General features: G+C 58.1%; 12 protein-coding genes. 6 read left to right on the forward strand and 6 right to left on the reverse strand.

The window, feature by feature from the left end:
• Window positions 1-52 precede the first annotated feature (52 nt).
• The 4 genes from H6973_00270 to tssA form a co-directional block, all read right to left on the reverse strand.
• Window positions 53-556 carry a type VI secretion system tube protein Hcp gene (locus H6973_00270; GenBank protein ID MCP5124105.1) on the reverse strand — a complete coding sequence of 168 codons (504 nt, stop codon included), beginning with the start codon at window positions 554-556 and terminating at the stop codon, window positions 53-55.
• 268 nt (window positions 557-824) lie between these two features.
• Entirely contained in the window at window positions 825-2,321 is a 1,497-nt protein-coding gene (gene tssC, locus H6973_00275) for a type VI secretion system contractile sheath large subunit (GenBank protein ID MCP5124106.1), read from the reverse strand.
• A gap of 6 nt (window positions 2,322-2,327) precedes the next feature.
• Entirely contained in the window at window positions 2,328-2,849 is a 522-nt protein-coding gene (gene tssB, locus H6973_00280) for a type VI secretion system contractile sheath small subunit (GenBank protein MCP5124107.1), read from the reverse strand.
• A gap of 81 nt (window positions 2,850-2,930) precedes the next feature.
• Window positions 2,931-3,983: a type VI secretion system protein TssA gene (gene tssA / locus H6973_00285; GenBank protein MCP5124108.1), complete on the reverse strand. Its 1,053-nt coding sequence runs from the start codon at window positions 3,981-3,983 to the stop codon at window positions 2,931-2,933.
• A 168-nt stretch (window positions 3,984-4,151) separates the two neighbouring features.
• Between tssA and tagH the strand changes: the two genes are divergently transcribed.
• From tagH to H6973_00315, 6 genes are all read left to right on the forward strand, one after another.
• Window positions 4,152-5,606, forward strand: a complete 1,455-nt coding sequence (gene tagH / locus H6973_00290) for a type VI secretion system-associated FHA domain protein TagH (GenBank protein ID MCP5124109.1) — start codon at window positions 4,152-4,154, stop codon at window positions 5,604-5,606.
• Between the two features lie 158 nt (window positions 5,607-5,764).
• Window positions 5,765-7,114: a type VI secretion system baseplate subunit TssK gene (gene tssK, locus H6973_00295; GenBank protein MCP5124110.1), complete on the forward strand. Its 1,350-nt coding sequence runs from the start codon at window positions 5,765-5,767 to the stop codon at window positions 7,112-7,114.
• A 14-nt stretch (window positions 7,115-7,128) separates the two neighbouring features.
• A complete protein-coding gene (gene tssL, locus H6973_00300) occupies window positions 7,129-8,478 on the forward strand; it encodes a type VI secretion system protein TssL (GenBank protein MCP5124111.1) in 1,350 nt (449 codons plus the stop codon).
• A gap of 9 nt (window positions 8,479-8,487) precedes the next feature.
• Window positions 8,488-12,234 carry a type VI secretion system membrane subunit TssM gene (gene tssM, locus H6973_00305; GenBank protein ID MCP5124112.1) on the forward strand — a complete coding sequence of 1,249 codons (3,747 nt, stop codon included), beginning with the start codon at window positions 8,488-8,490 and terminating at the stop codon, window positions 12,232-12,234.
• Window positions 12,216-13,001 (forward strand): type VI secretion system-associated protein TagF, encoded by a 786-nt coding sequence (gene tagF / locus H6973_00310; protein ID MCP5124113.1) that lies wholly within the window; start codon window positions 12,216-12,218, stop codon window positions 12,999-13,001. The genes tssM and tagF overlap by 19 nt, the downstream gene beginning before the upstream one ends.
• Window positions 12,998-13,813, forward strand: a complete 816-nt coding sequence (locus H6973_00315) for a serine/threonine-protein phosphatase (protein MCP5124114.1) — start codon at window positions 12,998-13,000, stop codon at window positions 13,811-13,813. The genes tagF and H6973_00315 overlap by 4 nt, the downstream gene beginning before the upstream one ends.
• Window positions 13,814-13,880: 67 nt before the next feature.
• Here the strand turns inward: H6973_00315 and H6973_00320 are convergent, their stop codons facing one another.
• Together H6973_00320 and H6973_00325 are read right to left on the reverse strand one after the other, a co-directional pair.
• Window positions 13,881-14,366, reverse strand: coding sequence for a DUF934 domain-containing protein (locus tag H6973_00320; protein MCP5124115.1), 486 nt, complete (start codon window positions 14,364-14,366; stop codon window positions 13,881-13,883).
• Window positions 14,350-16,050, reverse strand: a complete 1,701-nt coding sequence (locus H6973_00325; protein ID MCP5124116.1) for a nitrite/sulfite reductase — start codon at window positions 16,048-16,050, stop codon at window positions 14,350-14,352. The genes H6973_00320 and H6973_00325 overlap by 17 nt, the downstream gene beginning before the upstream one ends.
• Between the last annotated feature and the right edge of the window lie 99 nt (window positions 16,051-16,149).

Genomic DNA, 16,149 nt, shown 5'->3' on the forward strand with positions numbered 1-16,149 from the left:
TCCTGGGTTACGGCGAAAAGAGCCGGCGGTCGTCCACCGGCTCCGGGAGTCATCAAGCCACTTCGACCGTGGTCTGATCAAAGGACGCTTCCACCGGCTTGCCGATAGTGCCGCCCTTGGTATCCTGCTGCTCGTAATGGACGGTCAACTTGGCATAGGCAAAGCTCAGGCTGCTAAAGGGTTCGTCCTCGCCACCGCTACCCGACCAGTCTACGTGTTCGACCAGACAGCTATCAAAAGTGTAAACCTCGAAGGGTTTCTGCACCGCGCCCTTGGCCCCAACATTCTTGGTCAGATGCACCACGATCTTGTCGATGTGCTGACCAGAAACCATGAACCCGAACAGTTGTGGCGTCGCCTTCTCTCGCCTCATCGTGCAGCTGAAGGAACTGACCGAGGTGCGCCCAGAAGACAGACCGGTGGAACCGGAACTGACCGTGGATGGATTGCTCGCGCTGAAACTGTAGCTATACAGTTTGATCCACTTTTCGTAGCCTTTGGCCGTGCTTTCGCCTTCGATGCCGTTGGAAACCTGCATGTATGAATCATAAGCCATGTTATTTACCTCCACTGGGGATTGATTTTTGCACGATTCAGAACTCGTGTGTCGAATCGTGCTTCTGGGTTGCTGAGCGGGTGACCGGCGGTCCGTTTTCAGGAATTCCGTTCGATCACGCTCTCAGTTTGAGATGATTCACTTCCCATGCCAATTATACAATCCTTTGATTTATATTTATTTTATTCAGAAAGACGCGAGAACGGCTGGTCGGTTTCGTTGAATGCGGCCTTGTCAAAATGACCTCGGCTCCGTTCATTTTGAACCGCTAGCCGCCTTTGGCCGATGGCAGCTTGGAGACCAAGCGCAATGACACGGTCAAACCTTCGAGCTGATAATGCGGTCGCAGGAAGAACTTGGCGCTGTAGTAACCCGGATTGCCCTCCACTTCTTCCACGACCACCTCGGCGGCGGCCAGCGGATATTTGGCCTTGGTGATCTCGGACGAGGTCGCTGGGGCGCCATCGACATAGTTTGAGATCCAGCTTTGCAGCCAGCGCTGCATATCGTCGCGCTCCTTGAATGAACCGATCTTGTCGCGAACGATGCACTTCAGATAATGCGCAAAGCGGCAGGTTGAGAACAGGTACGGTAGACGGGCCGATAGATTCGCGTTGGCAGTCGCGTCCGGGTCGTCATATTCCGCCGGCTTTTGCAGCGACTGTGCGCCGATGAACGCGGCAAGGTCCGAATTCTTGCGATGGATCAGCGGTAGAAACCCGTTCTTCGATAATTCGGCCTCACGCCGGTCGCTGATGGCGATTTCGGTGGGGCATTTCATGTCCACACCGCCATCGTCAGTCGGGAAGGTGTGTGAGGGCAAGCCTTCGACCACGCCGCCGGCTTCCACGCCACGAATGCGGGTGCACCAGCCGTACAACTTAAACGCCCGGTTGATGTTGACCGCCATGGCGTAGGCGGAATTGGCCCAGACATATTTGGTGTGCTCGCTGCCCTCGGCGTCTTCCTCGAAGTCGAACGCCTCGACCGGGTCAGTCTTGGAGCCATAGGGCAAACGCGCCAGAAACCGGGGCATGGTCAAACCAAGGTAGCGGGAATCGTCGGATTCGCGCAGCGAGCGCCACGCCGCATATTCCGGGGTCTGGAAAATTTTGGTGATGTCGCGAGGATTGCTCAATTCCTGCCAGGAATCCATCTGCATGACGGTTGGCGCGGCGGCGGAGATGAATGGCGTGTGGGCGGCAGCGGCGATCTTGGAGATTTCCCCCAGCAGTTCGACATCAGGCGGACTCTGATCGAAGTAATAATCCCCGACCAGACAGCCGTAGGGTTCGCCGCCGAACTGACCGTATTCCTCTTCGTAGATTTTCTTGAAGAGCGGGCTTTGATCCCAGGCCGTTCCCTTGTATTTCTTCAACGTCTTGTGCAAATCCTTTTTAGAGATGTTCATGACGCGAATCTTGAGCATCTCGTCGGTCTCGGTATTGTTGATCAGATGATGCAGGCCGCGCCAGGCGCTCTCCAGGGCCTGAAAATCGGGATGATGCATGATCACGTTCATCTGGTCGGTCAGTTTTTTGTCAATCGCCGCGATCATCGATTCGATCGACTTGACAACATCTTTGGAGACCAGGGTGGTGTATTGCAGGGCCTGTTCCGCCAGGGTGCGGACCGCGGATTCAACCGCTTCCTTGGCCTGATCGGACTTGGGTTTGAATTCGCGCTGTAGCAAGGAGGAAAAATCGCTGGCCTCGAGCGTTTCAACTTCGGCTTGAACCTGGGTGTCTTGACTGGTTTCGGCCATGATTTATTACTCCTCGGCGGCGGGCGCAGCGGCGTCCTGGGGCTTCGCTTCCGCGACCAGGGACTGCAGGAGACTGGGATCGTTCAGCGCCTTGGCGATGAGCTCCTCGGCGCCGGTCTTGCCATCCATGTAGCTCATCAGATTGGACAGCTGCTGACGGGCCTGCAACAGCCGGTTCAACGAATCCACCTTCTGCGCGACCGCAGCCGGGGAAAAATCCTCCATGCTTTCGAAGGACAAATCCACGCTCAATTCACCCTCGCCGGTCAGGGTGTTAGGCACCCGAAAAGCGACGCGCGGTTTCATCGCTTTCAACCGATTGTCGAAATTGTCGATGTCGATTTCGAGAAACTTGCGATCGGCCACTGGCGCCAGGGGATCGGTCGGCTTACCGGACAGATCGGCCATCACCCCCATCACGAAGGGCAACTGGACTTTCTTTTCAGCACCATACACTTCAACATCGTATTCGATCTGGACGCGCGGCGCACGGTTGCGAGCAATAAACTTCTGGCTACTCATCGCCATTGGAGCATCACCTCTCTAAGCTTCAATTACTGTTGGCTATTTGAAATAAACCTAGCTTACTAGTCAACCATTATAGCTTGATTATTCCGCTTCCTCTGGTTGCAAACCGAAAATCAGGTCGGTTTGCTCGGTAGCGTTGGGCGCGAGATCCCGCAGAAGCTCCACGAAATCCATGGTCACCAGTTTCTTGGCGCGTTTGAGCATGAAAGGCACCGGACTGGACGGTTCATAGCGTTTATAATAGTCGCAGATTTTGTCGAGTGTGCGAATGACGTCCTCGCGGCTGGCGATTTCGCCCACGATCATGCGTTGGCCGGTACCGGGGGCGCCGGTTGTTGTTCCCTCCATGATCTCGCTCGCTTCATCCTCGCCTCCTATACCTGCGCCGCGCCGTTCAAGTTGCTCAGCCAGAACGTGGCGGATTTCTTTCAACGCTCCCGACAGGGCGCTCATGTCCGGGGCTGCCGTGACGCCAACCTGATCAGTCAACCGAGTTTCAATGCCATCGGCGTGCTCAATGGCTTTGGCGACGGCGTCCGCCGTGGCTTGCAGCTCCTCCAGATCAGCATCCTGGAATGCTCCGTCGATCATCGTCTGGTTAGGCGGCGTGTGCTCCTCATCGGTCGCAATCGGAGTCAGTATGCCAGCGGCGATCTGCACATCGCGTAGGCTGAAGCGTCCCAGGCTACGCGAACTGACCAGGGGCGTAGTGCGCAGATCATGCAGGGTGGTTTCCGGATCGCACAGCCCCACAATCGTATTGATGCGCAGGGTGGGATCATTGTCGTCATCAGGGTCCAACTGCGGGTAGACGTTGTCCCAGTGCTGCTCAATCAAACCTTCAATCAATGCCAGGCCGTCGGTGAATCCTGCCAGACCGTCGGTGTTCAGCACCGCCCGGGTCAAGTAGGCCACAACCCGTAAATCGCGGGTGCGCTCGAGGAGATCCAGGGCCGTTTTGCCAACGCCGCGCCAGTTGGGCGGTTCACCAGGGATGATCGTGTCGCCATATTGGCGCTCCGCCGTTCCCTGCGCCTCTTTTTCCATCTCTGCGAACTGGGGGTCGTACTCGAGATCTTCGCCGCATGGCGCGTCGGCCGTAATCTCGCTCAACAGGCTTTCAACGTCAATAATGCTCATAGGGGCGCGCCTCATCCGCTTCGCTGCTGTGAAAAATAGCCCGGCTGGCTTGTTATGCCTATGCTCAAGCAGTATAGACTGTCTATTAGCGATATAATCGAGCAACCCGACGATACTCAGTCGGGCGGTTGCAGCGGCACCCCCGCTAACGGACATCGCATTATGCCCCTGAAATTGATGATTATCAGTTATCAACGACTCTCGCCAGGCCAGGAAACGACCAAAATTCTGGATCGCGGTTCGATCAGCATTGGCCGCGCATCGAAAAATGACTGGGTTTTGCAAGACCCGGAGCGCATCCTCTCCAGCGAACACTGTGTCGTTCATTACAAAGATGGCGGCTATGTTCTGACCGATAAGAGCACCAACGGCACTTTTCTCAACGACTCTGAACAGCGTATCCCGCGCGAACACACGGTGCCGCTCAGGAATGGCGACCGCTTTGTCCTGGGGGAATATGAAATCGAGGCCACGATTGCCTCGATGGAAGAGGAAGAGGAAGAAGCGGCTGAAGCGGAGGGTCCGGTCACCGATATTGTGCTCAGTCCGGGCCTGGCCCCGGTCGACATCAACATCCCCGACAAGAAGACGCCATCGCCTCTTGACGCCTCCCTCGATATCGTCAAGCCCCCGTTCAACGATCTGCTGGCGGAGAGCCGGGACAGTCTGGGACTAGAGCATCCCACCCCTGAGTTGCTCTCTCCCCCGGGTGGCGTAGCCACTGAACCGCCCGCCGACATCGGTGGACCGGAAGGCGCCGCTTATGAGCCGCCGGATCTGCTGGGGCCGGAACCGCCGCCTCTGGAAGAGGCTTCAGCGCCGCCGGATGAGGAACCGGCTACCCCACTTTTGTCGCCCGAGCAGGAAATACCTGAGAAGCCTTCTCCCCCTGAACCTGCCACCCCGGCCGAACCCGAGGCGCTGGTCATTCCAATTCCTGATGACTGGTGGAAGCCATCTCCTGTTTCAACGCCGCCGTCGCCAGCGCCCGCAGCCCCAGCGGTCGAACCGCCCGGACTGGATGCGCTAACCTTGTTGCGCGCCTTTCTGGACGGCGCCGGTTTGCCTCAGATGCGCCTGAACGAGGATCAGTTGCCCGAAATCATGGCCAACTTAGGCGCCATGTTTCGTGAAACCGTTCGCGGCCTTATGGATATTTTGCTCGCTCGCGGCGATCTCAAGGGCGAATTCCGGTTGGACCGCACCGCGATTGGCCCCCTGGAGAACAACCCGCTCAAGACTCCGCCTGGGCAGCCGCCGCTGCGGGTTGAGGAAGTCATGGTGCTGTTGTTAATCAGCCAAAAGGGCGTTTATATGTCGCCGGTGCAAGCAGTGCAAGAGGGTTTTAACGATATCAAGGCTCACCAGCTGGCGGTCGTGGCGGGCATTCAGGCTGCACTGGCCCGTCTTCTGGAGCGGTTTGATCCTGACAATCTGGAAGCGCGCCTTGAACAGAGCGTGCTTGATAATATCTGGCCGGCGAATCGCAAGGCTAAATACTGGGATTTGTTCAACGCGGAGTACCAGGCCATCGCCCGGGAGGCCGAGGATGATTTCAACGAACTGTTTGGCGATGAATTCGCCCGTGCTTACGCGGAACGACTGCGCTCGGGATGAATTCGCTTACAATAGTTCAATTGTCTGTCCTGCGCCGACTACCGTTCCGTGCTCGGGATGCTAGGATTAATAAATTTATCCTCAATTTTCCCTTTTCCGCTTATGGAGAGACAGGGAGTCAGGGGAGCCAATGAAGCCATGAAACGAGCAACGCGACCATGAGTTGGTACAGCAAAGTCGTATGGTCCGAAGGGATGTTCCTGCGTCCCCAGCATTTTCAGCAGCAGGATCGGTATCTTGAAGCGCTGGTTCGACAATCCTGTGGTCCGCTGCACCCCTATGCCTGGGGCGTGGCGGATCTGGCGCTCGACCGGGAAGCGCTGGTGCTAGGCAAGGTGGGGATTACCACTGCCCGCGGATTGTTGCCCGATGGCACGCCCTTCAGCATCCCCGACCATGATCCGCCACCAGCGCCTCTGGATATCGACGCCGAGGCGCGCGACGTTCGAGTCATGCTGGCGTTGCCCTTGCGTCGCACCGGCATGGCCGATGTGGAGCGCGGCGACTATCAGGATACGGCGGCGCGCTATCGGGCCACGGCTTGCGAAGTGCGTGATAACAATGTGGATACCGCCAATAACAGCACGCATCTCGAAATCGGCGAGCGCCGGCTGCGCTTGTTCCTCGATACACGAGACGCCAGTGATTACACATGCATCGGTATCGCCCAGGTGCAGGAAAAACGTCCTGACCAGACCGTGGTGCTGGACGCCGACTATTTACCGCCCTGCCTGGATTGCCGCGGCGCACCTGCGCTAAAGGGGTTTGTCACCGAGGTGCTGGGTTTGTTGCACCAACGCGGCGACGCGCTGTCGGAGCGTGTGGTCGGCGTGGGCACCTCGCGCGGCGGTCTGGATATCGCCCAGTTCCTGCGCCTCCAGGCCGTCAATCGCTTCGAGCCGCTGTTTGCTCACCTGGCGATCATGCCGGGCCTGCATCCGGAAACCTTCTACCAGATCGCCCTGCAGGTCGCCGGCGAAATGGCGACCTTTACCGACAAGGTCAAGCGGCGTTCTCCAAGTTTTCCGCCCTACGATCACGATGATCTGCACAAAACCTTCGGCGCGCTGATGAGCGAATTGCGTCGTTCGCTCAGTCTGGAGGAGGCCGAAGCAGCGATCCGCATCCCCATCGAGGAGCGTCAATACGGCATCCGGGTGGCGATTATTACCGATCGCGAACGCCCGTTATTGACCAAGGCAACCTTTATTTTGGCAGTGCGCGCCGACATGGCCACGGACCTGTTGCGCAACCGGTTCCCGACCCAGGTCAAGATTGGTCCGGTCGAGCGCATCGCTCAGTTCGTCAATCATCATTTGCCCGGCATCAGCGTCAGCGCCCTGCCGGTGGCGCCGCGGGAAATTCCCTACCGGGCTGATTTTATTTACTTCCGCCTGGATCGCAGCAGCGAATTCTGGAAACAACTGCTCAACTCGGGCGGTTTTGCCTTTCATGTAGGCGGCGAGTTTCCAGGACTGGAAATGGTGTTCTGGGCCATCAAAGAGTGATCGAGTAACGAACCGTGACTATCGACGATCCATTTGCTACTGGCGGCGACGAAAGCGAGCGAACTATTGTCCGGCCCGTACCGGGGGGGCGCCGCCCGGACGCGGCTGCCTCGCCATCGCCCCCCCTCCAGGCGCCAGTCCCTGAGCCGGCGCCGGTCTCCAAGGGTGTTGGACTTAATCTGCTAGAAGCCGCCGCTGAGCCGCTGCTCGGTCTGATCATGCGGCTCAAGAACACCTCTTCGCATCCGAATCCCGAACAATTGCGACAGCAGATGATTGAAGAGATCAAGGTGTTCGCGGCCAACGCCCGCAATGCCGGGATTCACGAAAAGACCGTGTTCCGCGCGCGCTATGTCCTGTGTACGACGCTGGATGAGGTGGTCTTGAACACCCCCTGGGGCCGCGCCAGCGAATGGAGTGAAAATAGCCTGCTGGTGACGTTCCATAATGAAACCTGGGGTGGCGAGAAATTCTTCGAGTTACTGGACGCCATTATCCAGGATCCCCGCAAAAACCTGGATCTGCTGGAGCTCATGTATCTATGTCTGGCGTTTGGTTTCCAGGGTCGCTACCGATTGCTTGACAATGGCCGCAGCCGATTGGACGAGCAGCGCGAACGGACCTACAACGCCATTCGCACTGCCCGCGGCGAATTCGAACGCGATTTATCCCCGCACTGGCGCGGCACGGTCGAAGAACAAAATCCGCTCATCCGCTACGTGCCGCTCTGGGTGGTGGCGGCAGTAGCGGCGGCTCTGTTATTGGCGGCCTATGCGATTTTTAGTTGGCTGCTCAACACGAATTCTGACCCCGTGTTTAATCAGTTAGCGGATATCCGCGATGAAACCGTCGCCATGGTCCAGCGTAACGGCGCTCCGGCGGCGCCGTCCCCGGTCAAACCGCAAGTGAAGTCTGAACTCAACCGGGTATCCCAGGATCTGCGCACCTTTCTCGCGCCACAAATCAACCAGGGTCAGGTCGCGGTTATTGAAGCAGCGGATCGAACCACGATTCGTATTCAGGGCGACGGATTATTCGACTCGGCCAGCGCTAATATCAAATCAGCCTACCTGCCACTGTTGACGCAGATCGGCAAAGAACTGAATACCGTAACAGGCAAGGTACTGGTCACTGGTCATACCGACAACCTACCGATCCATACCCTACAGTTTCCATCCAACTGGTATCTATCCAAAGCGCGCGCGGATAGCGTGGTCAAGTTGCTGGCGGCGGTCAGCGCCAATCCGGGCCGCTTTATCAGCGAAGGCCGCGCTGACACCGAACCGGTCGCACCTAACAACACTCCCCAGGGCCGGGCACAGAATCGCCGGGTCGATATCATCCTGCTGGCGCGGATCAATTAGGGGGAGGTCATGAGAAAATTTCTGAATTTTTTCAAAAGCAAATGGTTCATCGGCATTACCGGCTTCCTGGCGATCGCCGCGTTGATCTGGTACATCGGGCCACTGATCGCCGTCGCCGGCCAGACTCCCCTATCGTCGGATCTGGGCCGGGTGTTCACCATCATGACCGTTGGCGGCGCCTACGGTCTGACGCAATTGATTTATTACATCAATACCCTGCGCACCAACCGCAATATGTTGGCCGATCTGGCTGGACAGGCGGGCGGGCAGGCCGGCGCTTTGGCCGGTGGGACCAGCGGCGGCGCGCAGGCGGCAGCGCGCGAGGAGCAAATCCGCGCACAGCAGCGCAAGAAAGAAGAAGACGCTGCCTCGGCGGAAGAAATTTCCACCCTTAAAGAAGGGCTGGATGAGGCGTTGACCACCCTCAAGAAGGCTCGACTGAGCAACAAGAGTGGGCGCGGCCAGTATCTATACCAACTCCCCTGGTACATTATCATTGGCCCGCCGGGTTCCGGTAAGACCACTGCGCTGATCAACTCTGGACTCCGTTTTCCGCTGGGGGCAGGCAAAGTGCGCGGCGTGGGCGGCACCCGCAACTGCGACTGGTGGTTCACCGACGAAGCGGTAATGCTAGATACCGCCGGACGCTACACCACCCAGGACAGTCATGAGGAAGTCGATCGCGCCGCCTGGCGCGGCTTTCTCGATCTGCTCAAGAAACACCGCCGTCGACGCCCTATTAATGGCGCGTTCATCGCCATCAGTCTGTCCGACCTCATTCAGCAAAGCGAGGAAGAGCGCGCGGCTCAGGCGCTGGCGATCAAGCAGCGTATCCAGGAATTGCACGAACATTTCGGCATCCGTTTCCCAATTTATGTGCTATTCACCAAGACCGACTTGATCGCCGGCTTCATCGAGTTCTTCAACGATCTGGGCCAGGAAGAGCGCGCCCAGGTCTGGGGCATGACCCTGCCCATGGATGACCCGACCGATCCGGAAGGCGTGGTTGAACATTTCAGCGCCGAATTCGAGTTGCTAGAAAAACGCCTGAACGAGCGGCTGGTTGAGCGCCTGCAGTACGAACGCGACCCGCAACGCCGCGACCTGATTTACACCTTCCCGCAGCAGTTCGGCTCGTTGCGGCAGGTGGCTGACCGCTTCCTCAAGGAAGTGTTTCGCCCCAACCGTTATGAGGAACGGGTGCTGCTGCGCGGTGTGTATTTTACCAGCGGCACCCAGGAAGGGACGCCCATCGACCGCCTGATGAGTTCGCTGGCCAGCACTTTTGGATTGAACCGGCAAACGCTGAGCACCTTTTCCGGCAAGGGCCGCAGTTATTTCATCACCCGATTGCTGCGCGATGTGATCTTCCCGGAGGCGGAAATCGCTGGCGCCAATTTGAAAGTCGAGCGCTGGCGGGCGTGGATTCAACGCGGCGCGTATGCCGCCGCCCTGCTGATCACTGTAATTGCCGCCGCGCTCTGGCTGACCAGTTATGCCCGCAACGAGATGTATATTCAGGCGGTGGAAAAGCAGCGGCTGGTTGTGGAGAAGGAGATTGCGGCGCTGTCCCCGGATCAAAGCGATCCCGCCGCCACCCTGCCCCTGCTCAATGCGGCGCGCGCCATTCCTGGGGGGTATGACGACCGCGACGCCGGCACGCCCTGGCTTATGGGCTTTGGCCTCTACCAAGGCAACAAGCTGGGTGGCGAAGCGATCCTCATTTACGAGCGGTTATTGATCCGCGCCTTCCTACCGCGCATTGTGTTGCTCATGGAAAATCGCCTGCGTCAGAATACGAATAATCCAGGCTATCTTTACAATACGCTGGCCGTTTACCTGATGATGGACGATCCGGAGCGCTTCGATGCGAAAACGGTCAAGGACTGGATGGAGCAGGATTGGCAAACGAACCTGCCGCGCAATTTTACCCGTGAACAACGCGAACAATTAACCGCGCATCTGGATGCTCTGTTGGCGCAGGCGCCGCTGGAATCGCCGATCGCCCTGGACAGCGTACTGATCCAGAACACCCGGAATCTGCTCAATCAGGTTCCCTTGTCGCAGCGCGTCTACCAGCGCCTGCAAAGTTATCGCGGACCGGAAGTTCCGCCGGAAGTCGGTCTGACCGTCGCCGCCGGCCCCGATGCGCCCCGGGTTTTCAACCGAAAAAGTGAAAAACCCATGAATAGCGGAGTGCCAGGTCTGTACACCTATCGGGGCTACTACGATTTTTTTCTCAAGGACAGTCCGAAGCTGGTCGGGCAACTGTCCGGAGAAAGCTGGATTCTCGGTTCAGCATTGCAAATCTCGACCGATCCGGCTGACCAGCAACGCTTGGTGGACGAGATCTGCCGGCTTTATCTCGGCGATTTTTATCAACAGTGGCAAGGTTTGCTCGCGGATGTGCAAATCAAACCGTTCAACGACCTGAATACGGCGCTGGAGATCTTGCAGGTGTTATCTGCGCCAGCCTCGCCATTACGGACCCTGATAGAAACCGTCGTTCGTGAAACCGCCCTGGCTCAGCCCCCGGCTGCCCCCGCTGACGCTGATCAATCCAAGGATACGTCGTTGACTCAGCGTATCGCTGGCATCCTGGACGAGGGGACAAAAAACGCCGGGGCGGCGACCCTGCAACCCTGTGCGATCGATTCCCGCCTGATCGCCTTCAACACCCAGTACGCCAATGAAATCAAAGGCGCGGATGGCGCGATCCCTCCGCTGGACAAGACATTATCTGCGCTGGAGAACCTCTACAGCCAAATGAATGCGATCGCGCGCGCCCGGGAATCCAGTCCTGATGGCAACGTTCCGCAAAATCTCAAGGATCAGTTTTCAACAGTCGCCAACCAGGCGCAAGTGGACGCCGCTCGCAAGCCGCCGCCTTTCAATACGTTACTCAACCAGCTGGTGCAGGATAGCGCCGACGTGGTGCGCAGCGTGCGCGATCGCTTGAACGCGCAATGGCAGGTGGCCAAGGTTGCCGCCTTTTTTCAGGACAACCTGAAAGGCCGTTATCCATTAGCGCGCAGTTCCATTCAATGGAGCGGCGGCGCGCCTGGCGCGACCGGCGCGGTGCCGACCAACACGATTCAATGGGTCAACCCGGATGTCGGCGCAGCCCCGAGTCGGGTGATCCAGGGACCGCCTGATGCGGCAATGGCAGCGTTCAGTCGCTTTTTCGGCCCGAACGGTTTGATGGATACTTTCTTCCAGCGATCGCTCAAGCCTTATGTGGACACATCACAGGGGAATTGGACCTGGCGCGGCCCGACCGGGCCGGAGCAAAGCATTAGCCCGGAAGCGCTGCAAGCTTTCCAACGCGCCGCCGCCGTGCGCGCCACCCTGTTCTCTGGAAACAGTTCAACCCCTTCGGTGCGTTTTCAACTGATTCCTGTAGAGACCAGTCGCGATATCAGTCAGGTCGTCATTGGCCTGGAAGGACAAACGCTCACCTATCGCACCGGTCAGCCGGCGCAAGGGACTGATTTGCGCTGGACCGGCATATCCAGTCAGGCTCAGATCGAATTTTTACCGGGGGGTGGTCCATCGAAATTGACGGAAACCGGTCCGTGGGGCTGGTTCAAGATCCTCGACCAGGCGCAGGTGCAGCCAACCGGAACCGGGCAGTTCCGAGTTGCCTTTCAGTTAGGCGGTCGGCAAGCGATTTACGAATTACGCATTCCCGGCGGCGACGCGAATCCCTTTCGCTTGCGGGAACTGGAGGGTTTTCGGTGTCCCGACCAGCTTTGACGCCTGGAACCGGCTCATTATCAGCGGGCTTTTTCGGCAAGTTGCCTGGGCGGGGCGACTTCATCGGTCGCTATTTACCGCGAAACTTTCTTGAACCCTGGGATGGCTGGTTACAGGGTGCCATGGCCTATAGCCGCAACCAGTTGGCCGAAACTTGGCTCGACTGCTATTGCACGAGTCCCATCTGGCGGTTCGCCTTGAGCGGCGGCGTGTGTGGGCCAGGGAGCTATGCTGGCGTGCTTATGCCGAGCGTAGATCGGGTGAATCGCCACTACCCGCTGACGATTGCAGCGCCGTTGACGCCGGACTGGCCATTATTGACTGTGCCGAGCGCCGGGACCGCCTGGTTCCAGGGAGCCGAACGGATTGCGTTGGATGGACTTGAACAGGATACGCTGGATTTGGAAGGATTCAGCCGGCGTGTAGCCGAGCTGGGCGCGCTGCCGGTCATTGCGCAGACCGGAGACGCTACGGTGACTGGCAAGGTTTGGCATTGTTCACTATCGGAATCACAGAACTGGCTGAATGCGACGCCAGCGCTGGCCAGCCATCTGCTCCAGCGAGCGTTTGCCCGCCCCAGTTTGTGGTGGACCGAAGGTTCGGACCGCATCGCCCGCTGCCTGCTAATTTGTGAAGGATTACCGCCGATTGAAGGATTTGCCGCGTTGCTGGCCGGGGATTGGCGGCAACGGGGTTGGAATGAAAAACCGCTCGCCGACATCGCCGGTCTGGACGAGCCATCCGCCGCCGAGGAGGCGTCATCATGAACGAATCGCTTTTTCACTGGTCATCCGCGGGCCGCAGCCATGTGGGCATGGTGCGGGCGATCAACGAAGATGCTTGCTTGGCTATGCCGGAACTGGGTCTGTGGGCGGTCGCCGATGGGATGGGAGGACATGAGGCGGGCGATATCGCCAGCCAGATGATTGTCGAAGCCTTGCAACAAACGCCGGCTCCACCGAGTTGGCCGGATTTTCTACATTCGGTGCGAGAGGCATTGTATGAAGTGAATCGGCGCTTGCGCGAGGAATCGGCCCAGCGCTATCAGCACCGCACGATCGGCAGCACCGTTGTCGTGTTGCTGGCTCATGAGGATCAATGCGCCTGCCTGTGGGTGGGTGACAGCCGTATTTACCGATTGCGCGACAGTCAGCTTGAGCAATTGACCCGTGACCATAGCCATGTACAGGAACTGGTTGATCAGGGCCTGCTGTCTCCCGAAGAGGCCCACCGTCATCCCCTGGCCAATGTGATCACCCGCGCGGTCGGTTCATCCGATGATTTGCAGATCGATGAAGTAACCCATGAATTACAGGTCGGCGATATCTTCCTGTTGTGCAGCGATGGCTTGAACAAGACGGTCAACGACGAGGAAATCGCCCGTTTGCTGGTGCACAGTAACAATAATTGCCAGGAAGCGGTTAAGGCATTCATTCATCTGGCGTTAATGCGAGACGCCAGTGATAATGTAACAACGGTAGTCGTAAGTATTGGTGGTGATCCGACCCAATCGTCCGGCAATTCCCCGGATTCGGAGATGCCGGAAGATCCGATTCCAGCGGATTGGTACTTACAGTAGTCTAATAATGATGTCTTGTAGCCTGGATGAAACGCAGCGAAATCCAGGGCTTGCCTCTATCCAGGCTTTACCGTCCCCGCCGATACAGGGGCAACGACTCGTCAGCAGCCGGTTGGTAGCGCTCACTGAACTCCTGGAACGCTTCCAGCGCATCTTCCAGGTTGCGGTCCGCCCGCAGCTCGAAGGCGTCAAACCCACTGCGGGCCATGAAAAATAACTGGTCGCGCAGCACATCGCCAGTCGCCCGGATTTCCCCCTGATAGCCATGCCGTTCCCGAAGTAATCGCGCTTGCGAATAGGCGCGGCCATCGGCGAATTTGGGAAATTCCAGTGCTACCAGCGCCAGATCCGGAAGATCGCTAGCCAGTTCGGCAACATCCATCGTATTTGGCAACCGCACGCCGACCGGTTCACCCCGTTCCCGCAGGATAGCCTGCTCGCGTTGCCAGCGGGCCAGAGAGACGATGACTGGACCGGCGGGTAATTCGGCATCGTCGGCGACATGCCGCCAGGTATCCTCAACGATGCGCTGCTGCTTAATAACCGACGGCATGACGCTGCTCCTCCTGTTTGGCTTCCTTGCTGCCCGGCGCATAGGCTCGCACCCGGAATGGCTCCAAGCCGATGCGCCGGAACGTATCGAGAAACCGCTCACCGTCTTCACGCCGCTCCACGTAAACCTGCAGAATGCGCTCCAGGGTGTTGGCAACTTCCGTTTTAGGCACCGAGGGACCGAGGATGTCGCCCAGCGACACATCGTTTTCCGATGAACCGCCCAGCGAAATTTGGTACCACTCCTCGCCTTTCTTGTCGACGCCCAGAATGCCGATATGGCCGACATGGTGATGACCACAGGCGTTCATGCAGCCCGACATATTCAGACGAAGATCGCCGAGGTCGTAAAGATAATCGAGTTGATCGAACTTTTCGTTGATCTGGCGCGCGATGGAAATCGAACTAGCGTTGGCCAGGCTGCAAAAATCCAGGCCGGGGCAACATATCATGTCGGCGAGAGTGCCAATGACTGGGGATGCGAGCTTCCAACTCTTGAGCGCCTGCCACAGGGGGTAAAGGTCCGCTTGGCGCACGTCGGTCAGCAGCAGATTCTGGTGATGGGTGGAGCGAATCATGCCGAAACTGTAGCGGTCGGCGAGATCGGCCACCGCGTCCATTTGATCGGCGCTGATATCGCCCGGTGGCGCACCTGGTTCCTTCAGCGCCAGAAAGACATTGCGATAACCGGCGATCTTGTGGGGAGCGATATTGTGCTTGACCCAGGTAGAAAACGCTGAGTCAGCCTTGAGCCATTGATCGAAACTTGCGTCATCAGCGGCGGTAGTCTCATAGGCGGGCGAAGTGAAGTAGCGGCGCACCCGCTCCACTTCAGTTGGGTCCAACGCGAGTCCGGAGTTTCTGATATGTTCCCACTCGGCTTCGACCTGTTCGCGAAACTTTTCTGCGCCCAGCGCCTTGACCAGGATTTTGATGCGCGCCTTGTAAATGTTGTCGCGGCGGCCATGCAGATTATAGACCCGCAGGATCGCTTCCAGGTAGGTCAGCAGGTCGCGTTGGGGCAGGAATTCACGGATGACCTGACCGATCAGCGGCGTCCGTCCCAGACCGCCCCCGACCAGTACCCGGAAGCCGATCTGTCCTTCTGTGTCGCGCGCCAGGTTCAGACCGATATCGTGAACCTGCGCGGCGGCGCGGTCACGGGCGGCCCCGGTTACAGCGATCTTGAACTTGCGCGGCAGGTAGGAGAATTCCGGGTGAAAGGTGGACCACTGGCGGATGATTTCGCAGTAAATACGTGGATCTTCGATTTCATCCGGCGCAACGCCGGCTAAGTGATCGGCGGTGACATTGCGAATGCAGTTGCCGCTGGTCTGGATGGCGTGCATCTGCACTTGGGCCAGCTCGGCGAGAATGTCTGGAGTTTCCTCAAGCTTTGGCCAGTTATACTGGATATTCTGGCGCGTGGTGAAATGGCCGAAACCTTTATCGTAGCGGCGGGCGATGTAAGCGAGCGTCCGCATTTGCCGGGAAGACAGCAGGCCGTAGGGAATGGCGACTCGCAGCATCGGTGCATGGCGTTGCAGATAGAGGCCATTCATCAGGCGCAACGGGCGGAATTCATCGTCGCTCAATTCGCCAGCCAGGTAGCGCTGCACTTGGCCACGGTATTGGGCTACGCGCTCGTCAACCAGGATTTGATCATAATAATCATACTGATACATTGTCTTTGGTCTCCGCCTGAAAATCCGCTAGCGCACTCTATATCTCTCCCCTCGAAATAGGGTGGAGAAAATCGGCAAACCGATTGAATACAACTTACA

It is taken from the genome of Gammaproteobacteria bacterium (genome assembly GCA_024235095.1).
Lineage (GTDB): Bacteria > Pseudomonadota > Gammaproteobacteria > Competibacterales > Competibacteraceae > UBA2383.